General features: G+C 63.4%; 14 protein-coding genes. 7 read left to right on the forward strand and 7 right to left on the reverse strand.

The genetic code is table 11. The features are described 5' to 3' along the window. The first annotated feature begins 13 nt into the window (after window positions 1–13). From C7H85_RS12975 to C7H85_RS12985, 3 genes are all read left to right on the forward strand, one after another. The gene (locus tag C7H85_RS12975; protein ID WP_106730122.1) at window positions 14–451 is read left to right on the forward strand and encodes a GNAT family N-acetyltransferase; all 438 of its coding nucleotides are present in this window, start codon (window positions 14–16) and stop codon (window positions 449–451) included. A gap of 131 nt (window positions 452–582) precedes the next feature. After that, window positions 583–2,037, forward strand: coding sequence for an AAA family ATPase (locus C7H85_RS12980; protein ID WP_106730123.1), 1,455 nt, complete (start codon window positions 583–585; stop codon window positions 2,035–2,037). A 3-nt stretch (window positions 2,038–2,040) separates the two neighbouring features. Next, the gene (locus tag C7H85_RS12985; RefSeq protein WP_106730124.1) at window positions 2,041–3,462 is read left to right on the forward strand and encodes a vWA domain-containing protein; all 1,422 of its coding nucleotides are present in this window, start codon (window positions 2,041–2,043) and stop codon (window positions 3,460–3,462) included. Window positions 3,463–3,712: 250 nt separating this feature from the next. Here the strand turns inward: C7H85_RS12985 and C7H85_RS12990 are convergent, their stop codons facing one another. The 7 genes from C7H85_RS12990 to fadE form a co-directional block, all read right to left on the reverse strand. Beyond that, window positions 3,713–4,540 carry a TonB-dependent siderophore receptor gene (locus tag C7H85_RS12990; RefSeq protein WP_158260092.1) on the reverse strand — a complete coding sequence of 276 codons (828 nt, stop codon included), beginning with the start codon at window positions 4,538–4,540 and terminating at the stop codon, window positions 3,713–3,715. A 40-nt stretch (window positions 4,541–4,580) separates the two neighbouring features. Beyond that, the gene (locus tag C7H85_RS12995; RefSeq protein WP_245879662.1) at window positions 4,581–6,698 is read right to left on the reverse strand and encodes a TonB-dependent siderophore receptor; all 2,118 of its coding nucleotides are present in this window, start codon (window positions 6,696–6,698) and stop codon (window positions 4,581–4,583) included. 204 nt (window positions 6,699–6,902) lie between these two features. Next, window positions 6,903–9,119: a TonB-dependent receptor gene (locus C7H85_RS13000; RefSeq protein ID WP_106730126.1), complete on the reverse strand. Its 2,217-nt coding sequence runs from the start codon at window positions 9,117–9,119 to the stop codon at window positions 6,903–6,905. Between the two features lie 106 nt (window positions 9,120–9,225). Continuing rightward, on the reverse strand, window positions 9,226–11,187 hold the full coding sequence (gene fhuB / locus C7H85_RS13005; protein WP_106730127.1) for a Fe(3+)-hydroxamate ABC transporter permease FhuB: 1,962 nt from the start codon (window positions 11,185–11,187) through the stop codon (window positions 9,226–9,228). Continuing rightward, complete coding sequence (locus C7H85_RS13010; protein ID WP_245879663.1) at window positions 11,184–12,086, reverse strand: iron-siderophore ABC transporter substrate-binding protein; 903 nt, start codon at window positions 12,084–12,086, stop codon at window positions 11,184–11,186. The genes fhuB and C7H85_RS13010 overlap by 4 nt, the downstream gene beginning before the upstream one ends. A 9-nt stretch (window positions 12,087–12,095) precedes the next feature. Beyond that, window positions 12,096–12,863 (reverse strand): ABC transporter ATP-binding protein, encoded by a 768-nt coding sequence (locus tag C7H85_RS13015; protein WP_106730128.1) that lies wholly within the window; start codon window positions 12,861–12,863, stop codon window positions 12,096–12,098. 1,406 nt (window positions 12,864–14,269) lie between these two features. Further along, entirely contained in the window at window positions 14,270–16,714 is a 2,445-nt protein-coding gene (fadE, locus tag C7H85_RS13020; protein WP_106730129.1) for an acyl-CoA dehydrogenase FadE, read from the reverse strand. Window positions 16,715–16,943: 229 nt separating this feature from the next. On the opposite strand from fadE, the gene lpcA reads away from it, so the two are divergent. The 4 genes from lpcA (at window position 16,944) to C7H85_RS13040 (ending at window position 20,972) form a co-directional block, all read left to right on the forward strand. Next, a complete protein-coding gene (lpcA, locus tag C7H85_RS13025) occupies window positions 16,944–17,525 on the forward strand; it encodes a D-sedoheptulose 7-phosphate isomerase (RefSeq protein ID WP_106730130.1) in 582 nt (193 codons plus the stop codon). Window positions 17,526–17,530: 5 nt separating this feature from the next. After that, window positions 17,531–18,313, forward strand: a complete 783-nt coding sequence (locus C7H85_RS13030) for a class II glutamine amidotransferase (RefSeq protein ID WP_106730131.1) — start codon at window positions 17,531–17,533, stop codon at window positions 18,311–18,313. Between the two features lie 356 nt (window positions 18,314–18,669). Beyond that, entirely contained in the window at window positions 18,670–19,980 is a 1,311-nt protein-coding gene (locus C7H85_RS13035) for a nucleotide sugar dehydrogenase (protein WP_106730132.1), read from the forward strand. Window positions 19,981–20,024: 44 nt separating this feature from the next. Beyond that, on the forward strand, window positions 20,025–20,972 hold the full coding sequence (locus tag C7H85_RS13040; RefSeq protein WP_106730133.1) for a Gfo/Idh/MocA family oxidoreductase: 948 nt from the start codon (window positions 20,025–20,027) through the stop codon (window positions 20,970–20,972). The last annotated feature ends 8 nt before the right edge of the window (window positions 20,973–20,980 follow it).

The raw sequence follows: 20,980 nt of genomic DNA on the forward strand, positions 1-20,980 counted from the left end.
TACGGGAGCACATATGCCTGTCAGGACGGCGACCAAGGGGGATCTGCGGGCCATCCATGCGCTGGAGCGAGCCGCGTTCGGCAGCCACTGCTATCCGGATTTCTTTTTTCGCCAGGCGCTGGATCTGTGGCCGGCTTACCTGCTGGTGGCGGAAGACGATGACGACGTGCTGGCGGGTTACGGCCTGGGCGGCGCGGGAACGGCCCCCGGCGAGGGCTGGATACTGTCCCTGGCGGTGGCCGAGTCCTGCCGGGGGCAGGGCCTGGGCAAGGCGCTGCTGCAGGCCCTGCTCGCCGCCCTGGACGAAGGCGGCTGCCGACGGCAGCGGCTGACGGTGGCCCCGGACAACCCGGCGCTCGGGCTTTACCTGTCCCTGGGCTTCGTGGAGGAGGGCGGGGAGCCGGACTATTTCGGCCCGGGCGAGCCCCGGCTGGTGCTGGTGCGGGGTTAAGTGGCGCAGGCGGTCCGCCTGCCATTCCCGCGCGGAGGGAACCTGGGGTGCGCTCTCCTTGCTGGTCAGATCGTTATTTTTGGGTACAATAACGTGATTATTTTAATACAATTTACTCAAGGGTCTGGCACATGGACGTAAAACCCCGTATCGCGGCATTGATCGAACACCTGCAGCAGGGTCTTTTGGAACGGGATACCCCGGCCCGGCTGGCGCTGCTGGCGGCGCTTTCCGGCGAACACCTGCTGCTGCTGGGCCCGCCCGGCACCGCCAAGAGCGAATTGTCCCGCCGGCTGCACACCCTGCTCGCCGACGGTGCCTACTTCGAGCGGCTGCTGACCCGCTTCTCGGTGCCCGAGGAGCTGTTCGGCCCCCTCTCCATCAAGGCCCTGGAGCAGGACCGCTACCTGCGCCAGACCGGGGGCTACCTGCCCGAGGCCTCCATCGCCTTTATCGACGAGATCTTCAAGGCCAACAGCGCCATCCTCAACAGCCTGCTCACCCTGCTCAACGAGCGCCGTTTCGACAACGGCAACGAACGGCTGGAGGTGCCCCTGGTGTCGGTGATCGCCGCCAGCAACGAGCTGCCGGAAGGAGCCGAGCTCAACGCCCTGTACGACCGCTTCCTGCTGCGTTACCAGGTGGCGCCGGTGAGCGACCAGGCCTTTACCGCCCTGCTCACTCTCGACCAAAGTTATCGGGCGCCGTCGCCGGAACTGCGCCTGAGCGGCTGCGAACTGGCCGCCATCCGCGAGCTGGCGGGACGCCTGCCCCTGGCCCCGGCCCTGGTGCGGCTGCTCGTCGGTCTTCGCGCCTTCCTGGCCGAGCAGGAGATCACCGTCTCCGATCGGCGTTGGCGCAAGCTGGTCAAGCTGCTCAGGGTTTCCGCCTATTGCAACGGCGAACGGGAAGCCGGCCTGCTCGACGCCTGGCTGCTACCCCATTGCCTGTGGCAGCAGCCGGATCACTATCCCCGCCTGGCGGCCTGGCTGCACGAGCATATCGCCGCCGATCCGGGCTTCAGCCCGGCCCTGGTGACCGAGCTGGTGGACAGTTGGCAGCAACGGCTGGCGCAGGACGCGGATCCGGTGGTGCCGGCCCTGGACGAGCAGGGCTACCAGCTCTACCTGGATGAAGCCGGCCAGCCGGTGACCGAACGCGAGGGTCTGCGGCCGCGCCGCAACGCCGCCGGCGAGCTGCTCTACCGTCAGCCCCGCCTGCCCGACAGCTGTTTCACCGAGCGGGAAATCCGCAACCTGGGCGGCAGCCGGGATCAATACGAGCCGGTGCTGGAGTCCTACCCGCGGCCGTCGGCCCTGCAACCCCGGGCCTGGCCGGCGGCCCACCTGACCGCCCGCCTGGCGCAGCTCGATGAGCGCATCGACGAGCTGGACCAGTACCTGGGCTGGCTGGCCGGGCAGCGCCAGGGCCTGGATCGGCGGCTCGACCAACACCTCTGGCTGAGCCCCGTCCTGGGGGAGCAGGTGCGCCGGCAACTGGAGCGGCAGCAGCAGGAGCTGGGTCGCCAGCGGGAACGGCTGGGGGAACTCAGGAAAGCCTTCGCCGCCCTGCCGGTGGAGGACTGAGCCGTGCAGGATCAGCCGGCCGGCATCGGCTCCCTGGCGGCGCTGCCGGAAAGCCTGTTCGCCCTGGTGGCCACCCATCCCCTGGGCCGGCTGCTGCCCCGGACCCGGTGGGTGCTGGCCTGGCTGCAGCAACTGGACAAGGGACGCTTGCCAATCCTAAGCGACTGGCTGAACGGCAGCACCGAACGCCGCCTGCGCCATCTTCTGGTGCGCTCGGGGGCGCTCGGTTACTGCCGGGATACCCCGGAAGTGGCCCGGGTAGTGGTGCAGGACATACTGCTGGCGCTGGAGCAGGTGGAGCTGCAATGGCCGGTCACCGCCGCCCTGCTGGCGCGGGCCGGCATGGATACGCTGCGGGCCGAAGGCCGCGCCCGGGCCCGCCACGCTCGCCGGGCCATCGCGCGCCTTGCCGAACAGTGGAGCCAGCGGGTCAGCCTGTGGCAGGCCCTGGACGAGGTGACGGAAGAGTTCGGTATAGCACCGGCCATCGGCACCGATGTCAACGGCGGCCAGCTGCGGGACAGGGCCTGGTTCGATATGCAGCGGTTGTCCCGGTGGGTGGCTCAGATCCGTGAACTGCAGCGGTTGCTGAACCAGCTTGGCCAGCAGCGCCCGGATCCGGCGCAAAGTGCCACCCTGAGCCAAATTCGCCAGCAGATGAGCCCCCGGGACGCGGGCCCCCAGGAGCGTCTGTTGCCCGGCATGCCCATGGAAACCCAGGGCCTCACCCGCTCCGACCGGATCAGCCGCATGCTGCCCCAGGAAGCGGCCTTTCTCGGCCATCCGGTGCTGCACCTGCTGTGGCACGCCCGCCGTGCCGAGCAGGGGCTGCTCAGCTACGCGGTGGCCGGGGTCATGCCCATCGACGCCGGCAGCGACTGGCCCCTGCCCCGGGCCGGCCAGGGCCAGGGACAGGGCAAGGGCAGCCAGATGGGGCCCATCATCCTCTGCCTGGATACCTCCGCCTCCATGCACGGCCTGGCGGAGCAGGTGTCCAAGGCCATGGTGCTGGAGGCCCTGCGCCTGGCCAAACGCCAGCGACGGGGCTGCCTGGTGTACTTGTTCGGTGGTGAGGGCGAGCTGCAGGTGCTGGACAACGGTCAACTGACCCTGGCGGAGCTGATGGCCTTGCTGCGGGCCTCTTTCAGTGGTGGCACCGAGGTGGTCACCCCGCTGACGGCGGCGCTTTCGCGCCTCAGGGAGCAGGCATGGCGGCAGGCCGACATCCTGCTGGTGAGCGATGGCGAGTTCCAGGTGCCCGCCGCCCTGCGGGAGCAGGTGGAACAGGCGAAGGAAAGCCTGGGTGTGCGCCTGGTCGGCCTGCAGCTCGGCTACGCCACCGCCCTGCACGCCATGCGCCAGCTGTGCGATCCCGTGCACCTGTTCAGCGACTGGCGCAGCCTGGAGCAGGCGGCCAGGAGTTAAGATATCGAGGCGGGTTGGAGCGAGGTCTCTTGCCGTGTGCTCGTTCCCGGCCTCTGCGTGGGAATGGGTGTTGCTTGCCATGCCGGAGCGCGGGCGGGCCGCCCGCGCCCCAGGGGGAGGCAATGTTAATTGCCTCCCTTTTACGTTTGCGGGGGGAGATGAGGGTCAGAACCGGTAGCTCAGGCTGGCCTTGAGCTCGCGCTCGGCGCCGAACCAGCAGTTGCTCTCGTCGAAGCAGCTGTAGTAGCGCTTATCGAACAGGTTGTTGGCGGACAGTTGCACCCGGGCGCCGTCCCAGGTTGGCGTTGAGGTAGCCCAGATCGTAGCCCAGCGCCAGATCCACCAGGGTGTAGGCGGGCACCTGATCGGTATTCAATGAATCCATATGGGTCTTGCCCGCGTGGCGTACCCCGGCGCCCAGGGTGGCGCCGGCCAGGGCGCCCTCGAAGACGTCGTAGTTGGCCCACAGGCTGGCCTGGCGCTCCGGCACCCAGACCGGGGTCTTGCCGAGCAGCTCACCGCTGTCGTCCTTGCTGAACGCCATGTCCAGCAGGGTCAGGCTGGCGGCCAGGCTCCGGTTGTCGGTCAGGTAGCTGTTGGCTTCCAGCTCCAGGCCCTTGGCCAGCACCTCGCCGGCCTGAGTCTTGTTGTAGGGGCTGCCGTTGGGATCCCGGGTGGGCTCGTTCTGCTTGGTGATATGGAAGGCGGACAGGGTGCCCTGGTGGCGCCGGTCGGCGGATTGATACTTGACCCCGGCTTCCCACTGCTGGCTGGCGGTGGGTTCAAAGGTCTTGCCGTGCCGGTCCTGGCCGGTGATGGGCTCGAAGCCTTCGGCGTAGCTGACGAAGGGGGAGAAGCCGCCCGGCTCAGGCGCAGCCGGCGGATGTAGCGGGCCAGGCTCAGGCCGGTGGCGGCCTGGAAGTCCCGTTGCAGTTGCCAGCGGGAGCAGGCGGACAACTGCGCCAGCCGTTCCAGGGGGAGCGGTTCGTCCAGGTGGTGGTGGATATGGTGCAACAGGCGGTCCAGCCTGGGCTGGGGGGATAAGGGGGTTGGGGCCGTCATGGTGTGCCTCCGGCAAGAGCCGGCCCGGGGGCCGGCTCGACGTCGTTATTTCCTGTTCAGAACGTCCAGTTGACCGACAGGTTGGCGTTGCGCGGCGCGCCATAGAACGCCTGGTCCGCGCCCCAGTAGAGGCTGGTGAGGTATTTCTCGTCGGTCAGGTTGTGGATGTTGAGGGTGGCGGCAAGCCGGGGCGTGAACTCGTATTTCGCCATCAGCCCGAGCAGGGCGTAGCTGTCCTGCTTCGCCAGGTTGCCGTTGCCGTCCAGCGCCTCGATGTCGTCCTGCCATTTCAGGTTGGCGCCCACCTTCAGCTGCTCCATGGCCGGCAGCCGGTAGCTGGTGGCGACCTTGACCAGTTGGCTGGGGGTGTAGCTCTTGGCACTGTTGCCCTGGTTGTCCTCGATGTCCACGTAGCTGTAACCGGCGTTGGCTTCCCAGCCCGGCAGTATTTCCCCGGCCAGCTCCAGCTCCACGCCCTTGCTGGTCATGCCGTCCACCGCCTGGTAGATGGTGGTGCCGCCGCTGGTGCCCGCCACTTCGGCCACATTGCTCTGCTCGGTGCGGAACAGCGCCAGGTTGGCGTTGAGCCGGCCGTCGAGCCATTCGCCCTTGAGGCCGGTCTCGATGGTGTGGCCTTCGATGGGGTCGAGGCGGTCGCCGTTGGCGTCGATCTCGAACTGGGGGGTGAAGATCTCGGTGTAGCTGGCGTAGGCCGAATAGTTCAGGTTCAGGTCGTACACCAGGCCGGCGTAAGGCACCAGCACCCCGTTATATTCGTTGACCTTGTCCTTGCCGTAGCTGGTGCCGTGGCTGTCCCAGTTGGACAGCCGGGCGCCGGCGAGCAGGGTAAGGTCGTCGGTCAGGCTGAAGCGGGCGGCGGTATAGAGGCTGGTCTCCTTGTCGGTCCAGTTGCTGCCGCCGCCGTCGATGGTGAACGCGGGCTTGGGATAGTTGCCGTTCCAGCCGTGCAGATCGCCGACTTCGGTGCCCAGGGTATCGCCGTGCCAGGAGTGATCCCGGGTGTTGGCCCTGGACCAGCCGGCGCCGGCCACCAGCTCATGCTCGCGCCCGCCCAGGGTGAAGGGGCCGGAGGCATAGAGATCGACGATGTCCTGCCGGGTCTTGAAGTGGTACTGGCTGGGGTAGCTGAACACCCCGGCCTGGGTAGCGCGATCCGGGTTGCCGTAAACGTAGAACAGCTCGGAGTCGGACTCGTTTTCCACGTGGGAGTAGACCGCCTTGGCGCTCCAGCCGTTGCCCAGCTCCTGGGCCAGCTCCACGAAGCTGCGGTTATCCTTTACGTCCCAGTAGGCCCAGTCGGCGGCGCTGCTGTCGGAGCGGCTGTAGTCGGTGCGGGTGCCGTCGCTGTAGAACAGCGGCAGCGAGCCCCACAGCGGGCTGTCGGCGTTGTTCTGCTGGTAGCTGTGGCCCAGGGTGAGCAGGGTACTGTCGGTCAGATCCGCTTCCACCACGCCGTAGAAGAGCCCGCGCTGCTGCTGGTAGCGATCCAGGTAGGAGTCTTTCTCCTGGCCGGCCACCACCAGGCGGGCGCGGACCCGTTCGCTGATGGCGCCGGAGATGTCGCCGTCCAGCCGGCGGTAGTCCCAGGAGCCGGCGCTGGCCCTGGCCGAAGCCTGGAATTCCTGGGTGGGGCGCTTGCGCACGAAGTTGACGGTGGCGGAGGGCTGGCCGGCGCCGCTCATCAGGCCGTTGGCGCCCTTGAGCACCTCCACCTTGTCGTAGAGGGCGGTGTCCAGATCGCCCGAGACGTTGCCGTAGACCAGGGGCGCGCCGACGCCGTCAAACTGGAAGTTGGTGATGTCGAAGCCGCGGGCGGTGAAGTAGGTGCGGTCGGTTTCGACCCGCTCGACATTGACGCCGTTGGTGTTGTCGAGCACCGCGTTGACGTCGTTGAGGGCGAAGTCGTCCATCTTGGTGCGGGTGGTCACCGACACCGCCTGCGGGGTTTCCCGGATCGACAGGTTGAGCTTGGTGGCGGTGCGGCTGTTTTTGGTGGTGTAGCTGTCGCTGCCTTCGGTGACGTCGTTCTCACGCTCGGCGTTGACGTTGACGGTGCTCAGCACCAGCGCCTCCTGGGCCAGGGCGGGCGCCAGGGTGCCGGTGGCGAGCAGGGCGGCTATCATCCGGGATATATGTTTCTTCTGAAACGGCATGTCCTGATTTCTCCTGATTAATTATAGAAACATAAAAGTAAATAATTCGTATTTATTGTATTGGGCGCGTTGGTGCCGGCATGTCGGTAGCTGGCGGCCGCCGGAGCGGCCGGAACAGCGCCGCGCGCTTTTATCCCGTTGTTATAACCGCCCGTTTCCGGGCAGGCATTCAGGCGACCGGTCAGGGGCCGGCCGCGGTATTTTTCAGAACTTCACGTTGTAGGTCAGGCTGAAGGTGCGGCCCCGGCCCTTGAAGTCGTAGAGTTCGTTCGGGCCGTAGTAGGGCACGTACCAGACCTGGGCGCGCTGGCCCCAGATGGTGGTGTAGTCCCGATCGAACAGGTTCTCGATGCCGGCACTGAGGGTGCCCACCGGCAGCTGGTAGCGGCCCAGCAGGTCGACGGTGTGGTAGCCTTCCAGCTTGTTGCCGTCGTCGTCGCGCAGATCGAACATCTTCTGGGCCTGCAGCCGCAGCGACCAGGGCTGGGCCGGTTGCCAGGCAAGGAAGGAGGTCAGCTTGCTCGGGCTGGCCTCGGTCACCGCCAGCTTGCGCCAGCCGGCGGTGGTTTCGGTCTCGGAGAACACCCAGTGTCCGCCGACGCCGGCCTGCCAGTCGTCATGCAGCCAGACGCTGAGATCCCCTTCCAGGCCGTAGATGCGGCGCTTGTCATCCTTCAGCAGCACCGACAGGGTCTGCCGGTCGTAGCTGATGGTCTTGTCCGACAGGCTGTAGTAGCCGGCCAGCTGGGCGTCCCAGATGCCGTCGGAGAGGCGCCAGCCCAGCTCCCAGGACTGGGTCTCGACCCCCTGCAGCGGCGAGCCGGCCACGTCCACCGAATCCAGCAGCGGCAGGTGGCCGTTGGCATCGGCGGCGCCGTAGTTGCCCAGGCCGTAATACTTGGCGATATCCGGCAGCTCGAAGCCTTCGGCATAATTGAGCCAGAGCTGCTGGCTGGCGTTCAGGTCATACACCAGGCCGGCGTTGAACAGGTTGACGTCGTAGTCGATCTCGCCGCCGGGAATGGCGTCGGCCGAGGTGGCGCTGCCGTTGGCGATGGCGATCTGCTGGTTCATGGCGATGTAATCATCCACCCGGTTGCTCAGGCGCTGGTGGCGGAAGCCGGCGTTCAGGCCGAGATCCTCGGTCAGGGCGTAATTGAGCTGCATAAAGCCAGCCAGGCTGTCGACCCGGTAGCCCGGGTAGCGGCCCACGGTAACGTCTTCCTGCATGGTCAGGCCGCCGCTCTGTTTGGCCTGGTCCAGATCGAAGTACATCTGGGTGGCGTCGAACAGCTCCCGATCGACATCCACGCCGTAGGTCAGGCTCAGGCGCTCCAGCGGTTTGGCCACCAGCGCCAGCTTGGCGCCGAACACCTCGGTGTTCTGCTGCGAGGCGGCATAGGCATAAACGTTGTCGTAAGCGGTCCCGTTGACGTAGGGGAAGGGGTGGTAGTTGAACGACTCGCTGCGGTAGAAGCCCTGCAGGTAGAGCTCCTGGCCGAGCCAGTTTTGATGGTGATAGCTGGCGTTGAGGAAATCGCGCCGGGTGCGGGGCGAGCGGTCGGAGTCGACCCCGCCGCGAATGGCCAGCTGTTCCGGATCCTTTTCGGTGACGCCGCCGAAGTCGTCACCGAGGAACATGCCGTGCTCGCCGTCGCTCTTGCTGTCGTAGTACTGGGCGGTCAGCGACAGGCTCTGCTCCGGGGTGAAGCGGAACTGCAGGTTGCCCATCAGATCCAGGGATTCGTTGTACTGCAGGCTGGTCTGGGCGATGTCCATCAGGATGGGATCGCCGTCGGCGTTGTAGGCGCCCCGGTTCTTGCCGTAGGCCAGCGACAGCCGGCCGTTGATGTCGTCGTTGCCGCCGCTCAGGGCCAGGCCGGTGCGCAGGTCGCCGTCGTCGCTGCTGTTCAGGCCGCTGCGTGCCCCCGCCTCCAGCTCCAGCTGCCGGCCGGGCTCGCCCTTCTTGGTGATGATATTGATGATGCCGCCCAGGCCGCCGGCGCCGTAGAGGGCGCTGGTGCCGGACAGCACCTCGATGCGTTCGATGTTGAAGGGGTCGATGCCGTCGAGCTGGCGGCCACCGCCCCGGGACGAGTTCATCGATACCCCGTCGATCATCACCAGCACCGCCCGGCCGCGCATGTTCTGGCCGGCGTTGGTGCGGCTCTGGCTGCCCAGATCGAGGGCGGGGATGAGCTGGGCCAGGGCGTCCTTGAACTCCTTGCCGGCCTTGATCTGCTGCTCAAGCTGCTCTTTTTCGATGACCCTAACGCTGTTGCTCAGGTCGGATATCTGGGCCTGGCTGCGGGAGCCGGTGACCATGACGGTGTCGAACTGGGTCGTTTGCTGGGCCCAGGCCGGGCCGGCCAGCAGGGCGGCGGCGATAAAACGGGACAGGTGTTTCTTCTGAAACGGCATTACAACCTTCTCCTGAATCTGCAGTTGAGCACGAAAGCCAATGATTGTTATTTTTATATAGGCCCCGAGATGGCGGCGCCATGCCCGAGGCGTTGTTATTACTTGATCACACCGCCCGCTTGCGGGCCAGCAGGTAAATAAAGTAGCTGCCGCCCATGATGGAGGCGAGGGTGCCGGCGGGCAGCTGCATGGGGTAGAGCAGCACCCGGCCCAGCCAGTCCGACAGCAGCATCAGCGCCATGCCGAGCAGGGAGGCCAGCAGCAGCTGGGAGGCGGCCTTGCGCGCGCCCAGCAGGCTCGCCATGTGCGGCGCCAGCAGGCCGACGAAGGCCACCGGCCCCATCACCGCCGTGACCAGGGCGCAGATCACCGACACCAGCACCAGCAGCAGCACCCGGGTGCGGTCCAGGGCCAGGCCCCGGCCGAGGGCGATGCCGTCGCCGATGGACACGAGGGTCAGGCCGCGGCCCGAGGCCAGGGCCAGCAGCCAGGTGAGCAGGATGCCGGCGGTGAGCCAGCCGGCCTGGGCTTCGCTCACCCGGTAGGTGGAGCCCGACAGCCAGCCGAGGATGGCGAACACCTGATCGTTGCCCTTGGCCAGGGTGAACTGCAGCAGGGCGTCGAGGAAGGCGGCGAGGGCGATGCCCACCAGCGCCATCATCGCCGGGGCGTAGCCGTGGCGGCGGCCGAGCAGCAGCAGGATGGCCAGCACCGCCATGCTGCCGCCGAAGGCCAGCAGCGGGCCGCCGTCGTGGATGGAGTTGCCGCCGAGCAGCACGCCCAGCACCAGCGCCAGGGTGGCGCCGGCGGAGATGCCCATGATGTCCGGGCTGGCCAGGGGGTTGCGGATCAGCCGCTGCAGTATCACCCCGGCCACCGCCAGGCCGGCGCCGGCGCCGGCGGCGGTGAGCAGGCGCGGCCAGCGCAGCGACCACAGCAGCTCATCGGGCCAGGACCACTGCCAGCCCTGGCCGGTGGGCGCCAGGGTCAGGTTGATCAGGATCAGGGCCAGGATGGCGGCCGCCACCGCCAGCCAGCTGGCCCGGGTGACCCGCCAGCGCTCGCCGGGCAGGCGGATGGCGCTCTGATCCTGGGCATGCATCCGGCTGCGCAGCAGCCACAACAGGGCGGGCGCGCCGATCAGCGCCGCCGCCGCGCCGCTCGGCACCAGATCGGTGGAAACCCGGCTGAAGCCCAGGGCGATGGCGTCGGTGGCCAGCAGCAGCAGGCCGCCGAGCAGGGTGGAAAAGAGCAGCTCGTCGCGGGCGGTGCGGGCGCCGAAAAAGCGCGCCATGTTGGGGGTGAGCAGGCCGATAAAGCCGATCAGGCCGACGGCGGTGATGGCCAGCGAGCTCAGCCAGAGCGCGGCCACCAGCAGGGCGAGCAGCACCGGCCACAGGCTCATGCCCCGGGCGCGGGCGGCGTCGTCTCCCAGGCGCAGCAGGGTCAGCGGCCGGGGTGCGAACAGCGCCAGCAGCACTGCCACCGGCAGCAGCCGGGGCAGCAGCCAGAGCACCCAGTGCCAGTCGGTCTGGGCCAGATCGCCGGCGCCCCAGATAAAGAGGTTGCGGGTGTACTGATCGTTGAGCAGCACCAGCCCCGAGGCCAGGGCGCCCAGCAGCAGGTTGACCGCCATGCCCGCCAGCACCACCGGCAGGCCGCGGATGCCGTGGCGACCGGCGATCAGCAGCACCAGCGCCGCCGACAGCGCCGCCCCCAGCAGGGCAATCCAGTGGCCGTGGCTGGCCGCCAGGGCGGGCGCCCAGACGGCGGCGCACACCAGCCCCAGCCAGGCGCCGGACGAGGCGCCCAGGGTCATGGGCGACACCAGCCGGTTCTGGGTGAGCTGCTGCAAGACGCTGCCGGAAAGCCCCAGGGCGCCGCCCACCAGCAGCGCCATGGCCACCCGGGGCAGGGCGCTGTAGAAAAACTGGAATTCCGCGAACTGCTCGGGCTCGGCACCCCACAGCAGGGCCCATTGCCCGGCGAGGGGCACCGTCGGCTCCAGCTGCAGGTGCAGCAGGGCCAGCGCCAGCAGGGCGGCCGGCAGCAACAGGTATCGGCTCATTCCTTCGGCACGCTCAGCAGGGCCCGGGTCAGGTTGTCGGCCAGGTAGCCGAGGGACATGACGCCGCCGTAGGTCCAGGTGGAGGGCACCGCCGCCAACCGGCCGGCACGGGCAAAGGGCATGGCCCGCCACAGCGGGGTGGCGAACAGCTTGTCGGCCTCGGGGAAGGGCTCGATATAGAGCACCACGCCGTCGCGCAGGGCGCCCAGATCGGTCAGCTTCTTCTGCACCTGGCCCCACTGGGTGGCGGGCTGGGGCAGGGCGGGGGCGATGCCGAGGCGTTCCAGGGCATACTGGGGCATGCCGTTGTCGCCGTAGATGCGCACATGGCTGCTGTCCATCAGCCGCACCACGGTCACCTTGGGCAAGGTGTCGCCGAAGTGGGCGTGCAGCCGGGCCTTCAGTTGCTCGAAGCCCTGCTCCAGCTCGGCCAGGCGTTGCTCGGCCCGCTCCTCCCGGTCCAGCACCCTGGCCAGGCTCAGGAACACCCGGCGAGCGGCCTCGGCGTTGTTGTGCTCGCTGCTGAAACTCTCGAAGTGCAGCACGGGGGCTATCTGGGACAGGCGGGGCACCAGATCCCCTTGCTGGTCACCGCTGATGATGAGATCGGGCTTGAGTTCCGCCAGCCGCTCCAGGTTGGGCTCCTGGCGCATGCCGACGTCCTCGACCCCGGCGGGCAGGGCCGGCTGCACCACCCATTCCCGGTAGCCGGTGACGTCGGCTACCGCCAGCGGGGTGACGCCCAGCTCCAGCAGATGCTCGGCGGCGGCCCAGTTGAGGGCGACCACCCGCTGCGGCGCAGAGGCGAATTCGTGGCGGCCCAGGCTGTCGGTAACGTCAATGGCCTGCGCCTTGAAAGCGGCAAGGAGGAGCAACAACAGGGTAAGGGGTGTTTTCATCAACATGACTCAGGCGACAACGGCGATCTTTTCATCCTGGTCCGGATGGTCGATCAGGCGAATGGGAATGTTATAGAGCTCGGACAGCAACTGCTCCGACATCAGCTCGGCCGGGGCCCGGTCGAACAGCAGCCGGCCCTGTTTCAGCGCGACGATGCGATCGGCGAAGCGCAGCGCCAGGTTGAGATCGTGCAGGATCACGATAACCCCCCGGCCCTGCTCCCGGTTGAGGGTTTGCAGCAGCTTGAGCAGTTCGTACTGGTGGCTGAGATCCAGCGCCGAGGTGGGCTCGTCCAGCAGCAGCAGCGGCGACTGCTGGGCCAGCAGCATGGCCACCCAGGCCCGCTGGCGCTCACCGCCGGAGAGCAGGTCGGCCTGGTGCTCGGCATGCCGGTCCACCCTGGTATGGCTCATGGCTTCTTCCACCAGGGCATGGTCACCGCGCTGCCAGCGGCCCAGCATGCCGCGCCAGGGAAAGCGACCCAGGTGCACCAGCTCGCGCACGTTGAGCCCGGCCACTTCCGGCAGGCGCTGGGGCAGGAAGGCGATGCGGCGGGCGAACTCCCGCTGGGAATAGTGGCCGAGGGGCCGGCCGTCGAGATGGATGCGGCCCTCGTCCGGCGGCATTTGCCGGGCCAGCAGCTTCATCAGCGTCGACTTGCCCGAGCCGTTGTGACCGAGGATGACGGTAAAGGCGTCCGGCGCGAACGACAGTTCGTCCAGGCTCAGTATGGTCCTGTTGTCGCGGTGCACACGAATCTGTTGCAGTTCCAGCATCGGGGCTTCGGGGTGTGTGAAATCATGGTGCGTATGATAGTGAGATTGATTATCACTTTTCAAGTATTTTGTCGGAAAGAAGAGGGTTAGCCCGTGGATCCGGCGCCACCGCCGCAGGGTCGACTGCAGGGTCGAATTTATTCGACCGAACACGGCGCGGTTATCGGAAAGGTCCACTGAAGTGGACCCTACGGCAGACCCGGTGCAACGCGCCAACTTGTAGGGTCGAATTTATTCGACCGAACCCCGACGCCGTTATCGGACAGGTCCACTGAAGTGGACCCTACGGCAGACCCGGTGCAACGCGCCAACTTGTAGGGTCGAATTTATTCGACCGAATCCTGGTGCCGTTATCGGAAAGGTCCACTGAAGTGGACCCGACGGCAGACCCGGTGCAACGCGCCAACTTGCAGGGTCTAATTTATTCGACCGAATCCTGGTGCCGTGGTCGGACAGGTCCACTGAAGTGGACCCTACGGCAGACCCGGTGCAACGCGCCAACTTGCAGGGTCGAATTTATTCGACCGAACCCCGGCGCCGTTGGTGGGCATGGCCCATTGACATGGGCCCTACGGCGGGGCCTGTAGGGTCGAATTTATTCGACCGAACACGGCACCGTTATCGGAAAGGGTCGAATTTATTCGACCGAATCCCGGCGCCGTTGGTGGGAAAGGCCCATTGACATGGACCCTACGGCGGGGCCTGCAGGGTCGAATTTATTCGACCGAATCCCGGCACCGTTGGTGGGAATGGCCCATTGACATGGGCCCGACGGCGGGGGCTTGTAGGGTCGAATTTATTCGACCGAACCCCGGTGCCGTGGTCGGACAGGTCCACTGAAGTGGACCCTACGGCAGACCCGGTGCAACGCGCCAACTTGCAGGGTCGAATTTATTCGACCGAACCCCGGCGCCGTTGGTGGGAAAGGCCCATTGACATGGGCCCGACGGCGGGGGCTTGCAGGGTCGAATTTATTCGACCGAATCCCGGTGCCGTGGTCGGACAGGTCCACTGAAGTGGACCCTACGGCAGACCCGGTGCAACGCGCCAACTTGTAGGGTCGAATTTATTCGACCGAATCCCGGCGCGGTTATCGGAAAGGTCCACTGAAGTGGACCCTACGGCAGACCCGGTGCAACGCGCCAACTTGTAGGGTCGAATTTATTCGACCGAACCCGGCGCCGTGGTCGGACAGGTCCACTGAAGTGGACCCTACGGCAGACCCGGTGCAACGCGCCAACTTGTAGGGTCGAATTTATTCGACCGAACCCCGGCGCCGGTGGCGGAAAGGTCCGTTGAAACGGACCCTACGGATGGAGGTGTCTGTCGGGTCGAATTTATTCGACCGAACACGGCGCCGTTGGTGGGAAAGGCCCATTGAAATGGGCCCTACAGGAGCGTGCCGTTCAGGCGGCCTTGTTGAGCATGGAGTCGTCGAAGCTGGCCTTGTTGACCACCAGCTCCAGCGGATCGAAGTCGTCCACGTTGATGGTGCGCAGCCGGCTGGCTTCCGCCACTTTCAGCAGGGCGGCTTCCTCCTGGCTGATGGCATCGACGGCCAGGGCTTCTTCCGCCAGCTGGTCGAGCATCGTAAAGGGGCGGCGGCCGACGGCCCTGGTCGCCTTGTCGAACACCGGCTCGGCGCGCAGTATGTCGGTGAGCGCCTGCTCCAGCATGCCGAGCGGGTTGCCCTCCTCGGGAGTGAGGTAAAGGTCGCCGGCCAGGCTGTTGCGGGCCAGGCCCGGGGTTTGCAGCAGGCGGGCCACCTGGTGATCCAGCCGGTCGGAGGGGCGCTTGAGCGGCGCGCCAAAGGGCATCAGCAGCAGCTTTAGTACCCTGCCGAGGCCGCGGGCGGGGAAGTTGTCGAGCAGCTCCACCAGCGCCACCTGGGCCCGGTAGAGGCCGTCCTGGCAGGCCCAGTGCACCAGCGGCAGCACCTCGGCCGGGCGGCCCTCGTCGTTGAAGCGCTTGAGGGTGGCTGACACCAAGTAGAGCTGGCTCAGGATGTCGCCGAGGCGCGCCGACAAGCGCTCCTTGCGTTTGAGCTCGCCGCCCAGGGTGGCCATGGCCACGTCGGACAGCAGCCCCAGGTTGGCGGACAGCCGGTTCATCTGGCGGTAGTAGCGGGCAGTGGCGTCCTTCACCGGCGCCGGGCTCAGGCGGGCGCCGGTAACGCCGAACCAGGCGCTGCGGGTGAAATTGCCCAGGGCGAAACCGAGGTGGCCGAACAGGGCCCGGTCGAACTGGGCCATCGCCTTTTTGGCGTCCGGCTCCTGCACCGACAGCATCTCCGCCAGCACGTAGGGATGGCAGCGGATGGCGCCCTGGCCGTAGATGATCATGCTGCGGGTGAGGATGTTGGCGCCTTCCACCGTGATGGCGATGGGCGCACCCTGGTAGCCCCGGGCCAGGTAGTTGCTGGGGCCCATGCAGATGCCCTTGCCGCCGTGGATGTCCATGGCGTCGATGATGCTGCGCTGGCTGCGGTCGGTGAGGTGGTACTTGACGATGGCCGAGATCACCGAGGGCTTTTCGCCCAGGTCGATGCCGGTCACGGTGAGCATGCTGGCCGCGTCCGACAGATAGGCGTTGCCGCCCAGGCGGGCCAGCGGCTCTTCGATGCCTTCCATCTTGCCGATGGGAAGCCGGAACTGGCGGCGGATGCGGCTGTAGGCGCCGGAAGCCAGCGCCGACACCCGGCTGCCGGCGGTGCCGTTGGAGGGCAGGGTGATGCCCCGGCCCACGGACAGGCATTCCACCAGCATGCGCCAGCCCTGGCCGGCCATTTCCTGGCCGCCGATGATATAGTCGATGGGCACGAACACGTCCTTGCCCTGGGTGGGCCCGTTCTGGAAGGGCACGTTGAGCGGGAAGTGGCGGCGGCCGATGTCCACCCCCGGGGTGTGGGTGGGGATGAGCGCGCAGGTGATGCCGAGATCTTCCTCGCCGCCCAGCAGCCGCTCCGGGTCGCGCAGCTTGAACGCCAGCCCCAGCACCGTGGCCACCGGCGCCAGGGTGATGTAGCGCTTGTTCCAGGTGATGCGCATGCCGAGCACCTCTTTGCCCTGCCACTCACCCAGGCACACCACGCCATAGTCGGGAATGGCGCCGGCGTCCGAGCCCGCTTCCGGGCTGGTGAGGGCGAAGCAGGGGATCTCCTCGCCCCGGGCCAGGCGGGGCAGGTAATGGTCTTTCTGCGCTTTGGTGCCGTAGTGCTGCAGCAGCTCGCCCGGGCCGAGGGAGTTGGGCACGCCCACGGTGGAGGCCAGCACGGCGCTGGTGCTGCACAGCTTCTGCAATACCCGCGACTGGGCATAGGCGGAAAATTCGAGGCCGCCGTATTCCTTCGCGATGATCATGGCGAAGAACTTGTGTTCTTTCAGGTAGGCCCAGACTTCCGGCGACAGATCGGCGCGCTCGTGGGTCACTTCCCAGTCGTTGGTCATGCGGCACACGGTTTCCACCGGGCCGTCCAGAAAGGCCTGCTCTTCCTCGCTCAGGCGGGGTTGGGGGTAGTTGTGCAGGGTCTGCCAGTTCGGCTTGCCGCGGAACAGCTCGGCCTCCCACCAGGTGGTGCCGGCCTCGATGGCCTCCTTCTCGGTGCGCGACATCTCCGGCATCAGCCCCTTGTACACCCGGAACAGCGGCCGGCTCAGCAGGCCGTGGCGCAGGGCCGGCAGGTTGAGCACCCCGGCCACCAGGGAGAACAGCAGCCAGACGACCGGGCCCACCTCGCCCAGGGCGGTGCCCAGGCCGAGAATGACGGCGGTAACCAGGGTGGCGACCACCAGCCGGTTCTGGCGATAGGCCAGCCCCCCCCAGGTGAGCAGCAGCAACAATGCGGTAACCATAAACAACTCCTTGTACGATGAAGGTAAGAGGTCTGACCTGTTTGTTTTCCCTAGTTGTAATTCATACGAGTGTTTAAATCAAGCTGCGCGGCCGTTAAAAAAGTGTATATCCTGAGCCGGGCGGGAGGACAACCGCACCGGCCGGGCTCAAGCCTGCCGGCTCCCCCGGCTTCCCGCCCCTGGCGACTTATGCCAAAATGCCCCTTTACCGCAAGTGAGAGGCAATTTCATGTACCAGGACCTGATCCGCAACGAACTCACCGAAGCCGCCGAGGTGCTGAGCCGCTTTCTGGCCGACGACGCCAACATCGCCGCCATTGAGCGGGCGGCCAAACTGCTGGCGAGCAGCTTCAAGGCCGGCGGCAAGGTGCTCTCCTGCGGCAACGGCGGCTCCCACTGCGACGCCATGCACTTTGCCGAAGAGCTGACCGGCCGCTACCGGGAAAACCGCCCCGGCTACCCGGCCATCGCCATTTCCGATCCCAGCCACATCTCCTGCGTGTCCAACGACTTCGGCTACGAGTACGTGTTCTCCCGCTACCTGGAAGCGGTGGGCAGCAAGGGCGACGTGCTGTTCGGCCTCTCCACCAGCGGCAACTCCGGCAATATTATCAAGGCGATAGAAGCGGCGCGGGCCAAGGGCATGCAGGTGATTGCGCTCACCGGCAAGGACGGCGGCAAGATGGCCGGCCTGGCGGACGTGGAGATCCGGGTGCCCCACTTCGGTTATGCCGACCGCATCCAGGAAGTGCATATCAAGATTATCCACATCCTGATCCAGCTGGTGGAAAAAGAGATGGAGCAAGGGTAAGCGCCATGTGTGAACTGCTGGGCATGAGCGCCAACGTACCCACCGACATCTGTTTCAGCTTTACCGGCCTGATGCAGCGGGGCGGGCGCACCGGCCCCCACAAGGACGGCTGGGGCATCGTCTTCTACGAGGGCAAGGGGCTGCGCACCTTCAAGGATCCCCAGCCCTCCAGCCAGTCGCGCATCGCCCAGCTGGTGCAGGAATACCCCATCAAGAGCTGCGCCGTGGTCAGCCATATCCGCCAGGCCAACCGGGGCGGCATTGCGCTGGAGAACACCCACCCCTTCACCCGCGAGCTGTGGGGCCGCTACTGGACCTTTGCCCACAACGGCCAGCTCACCGGCTACAAGAAGCTGAAAACCGGCCGGCACAAGCCGGTGGGCGACACCGACAGCGAACTGGCCTTTTGCTGGCTGCTGCACGAGCTGGAGCGCAAATACCCGCGCAGGCCCGGCAACATGGCGGCCATGTTCCGCCACGTGGCCACATTGTGCGACCAGCTGCGCACCCTGGGGGTGTTCAACATGCTGCTCACCGATGGCGAGCACCTGATGACCTACTGCACCAACAACCTGCACTGGATCACTCGCCGCGCTCCCTTCGGCCCGGCGCGCCTGATCGACGAAGAGGTGGAAATCGACTTCCAGAAGGAAACCACCCCCAACGACATCGTCACCGTGATCGCCACCCAGCCGCTCACCAACAACGAGCAGTGGCACAAGATGCAACCCGGCGAGTTCAGCCTGTTCCACCTGGGCGAGCGCATCGCCGGCAACGGCGCCGCCTGAGCACCGGCCCGCGCCCCGGCGGCGCGGGCCGCTTTTCCACCTGGCTCCCCGCCCGGCTGTACGCTTTTCAACCACTCCCGCTCGCGCCGCAAAAATAAAACAACACCATGATCCGCAACACAAAATTTTCACGATCAAGGCGCCCGCCATGGCTTACACTGAACAATGCAGGGCCAGGGAGCAAGGCCGGCACATAAGCCAATCATCAATCCTTACGGCGATATGCTGCCTGCAGTGCTGCCCGGTCAAAAAACAGGCGCTGGCAGCATTGAGGGGCTGTAACCTCCGGGCGGTAGCGTGTTTAAAGCATTATTGGTGTGCCCAGATATCCAATCATGGCAAACGGAGCTTTACACATGTCGTTAGCACAATTATCGATTGATAAATTCAATAAAAAAGAAGCCGTCATCGGCATTCTGGGCATGGGGTATGTAGGTTTGCCTTTAGCTTTACGCTATAGCCATGTTGGTTTCAGAGTTTTAGGTATTGACATCGATAAAAGTAAAATCGAACAGCTAAATAATGGGAAAAGCTATATCTCTCATATATCTGATAGTAATATTATATGTGCGATTAATAGTGGCTTTAGAGCAACTGATGATTTTTCTTTGGTTGCTGAGTGTGATGCCCTTATATTATGTGTGCCTACACCACTAAACAAATACCGTGAGCCTGATATGCAATTTGTGATTAATACAACAGAATGCATTGTTCCTTATTTGCGCCATGGTCAAATTGTATCATTGGAAAGTACAACCTATCCCGGCACCACCGAAGAAGAGTTGCTTCCTCGCTTGGAAAAATCTGGACTTAGCGTCGGTCTGGAACTATTTTTAGTGTATTCTCCTGAACGTGAAGATCCAGGGAATTCTGAATTTGAAACCTGCTGTATTCCTAAAATCATTGGCGGTTGCACTCCTGATTGTCTAAAGGTTGGGGTAGCATTGTACCAACATGCTATCAATAAAATTATTCCCGTCAGTTCAACACGTACAGCGGAAATGACGAAGCTGTTGGAAAATATACATAGAGCAGTGAATATTGGACTGGTTAATGAAATGAAAATAGTAGCCGATCGAATGGGAGTGGATATTTTTGAAGTTGTAGATGCAGCCGCCACCAAGCCATTTGGCTTTACTCCTTATTACCCCGGGCCAGGTTTGGGAGGGCACTGCATTCCTATTGATCCATTTTATCTTACTTGGAAGGCTCGTGAGTATGGTTTACATACCCGTTTCATAGAGCTTGCCGGTGAGGTAAATAGAGCCATGCCTGAGTATGTTTTAAATAAGCTGATTGAAGGTCTGAATAATCAGGGTAAGGCTCTTAAAGGGTGTCAAATCTTGGTCTTGGGCGTTTCCTATAAAAAAAATGTGGATGATATGCGTGAGTCTCCTTCAGTAAAAATAATGGATCTGGTGCGTGATAAAGGAGGAATTGTTGCTTATAGTGACCCTCATGTACCAAAGTTCCCCAGAATGCGAGAACACTACTTTGATCTGCAAAGCGTACAGTTGACTGTAGACAATATCAGGATGTTCGACGCAGTAGTACTGGCTACAGATCATGATTGCTTCAATTATGAAGGAATAAGAGAGAATGCTCAGTTAATTATTGATAGTCGTGGAAAATATCGTGAGGCTGAAGATAACGTAATAAAGGCTTGAGGTTTTTCAATAGAATGTCCTTTAAACTTTATTAAGGTTACCGAATGAAAAGATTCGCACTTATAGGTGCTGCCGGCTATATTGCCACTCGTCACATGAAGGCGATTAAAGAAACTGGTAATGATTTGGTATGCGCTTATGATATTAATGATTCTGTAGGTATCATTGATAATATCTTTCCGCAGAGTGAGTTTTTCACTGAGTTTGAGAATTTTATAGATTATGCTTACTCTATTAAGAAAAAGCCACAAGCAGCGCTGGATTATTTGGTAGTGTGTTCACCGAATTATCTACATAAAGCCCATGTTTCAGCAGGTTTGAGATTAGGGTGTAATGTTATATGTGAGAAACCTCTGGTTCCTACACCTGGGCTGCTGGATGAATTGAGTGATATAGAAAAGGAAACGGGCAATAAGGTTTATAATATCCTGCAACTTCGTCATCATAAAACAATATTGAATTTAAAAAGTGAGATTGCCGAGCAATTTTATAGTGAAAAATATGAAGTTGATCTTACTTATATTACATCACGTGGTAAATGGTATATGGAAAGTTGGAAAGGTGATCCGAGAAAGTCATTTGGAATTGCAACCAATATAGGTATACATTTCTTTGATATGCTGCATTTTATATTTGGTGATCTCGAACGTAATGAGTTGCATTATAGTGATGAATACAGAGCGTGTGGTTACCTGGAGTATGAAAGAGCAAAGGTTCGTTGGTTTCTTTCTATTGATGCAAACGATTTGCCTGAAGATATTAAATATAAAAAAACCACATACCGATCTATTATATGTAATGGTCGGGAAGTTGAGTTTTCTGACGGTTTCACCGATCTTCACACTGTTAGTTATCATAAAATACTAGATGGTCTTGGTTTTGGTATAGAAGATACCCGTCAATGCATTGAAACTATTAATGATATTCGCACAGCGAAACCTCAGTCCTCCAATGAGGATGAAGCGCATGCTTATCTAAGTAAACTTATATAGTCTTTCAT

Source organism: Zobellella endophytica, from assembly GCF_003012775.1.
Lineage (GTDB): Bacteria > Pseudomonadota > Gammaproteobacteria > Enterobacterales > Aeromonadaceae > Oceanimonas > Oceanimonas endophytica.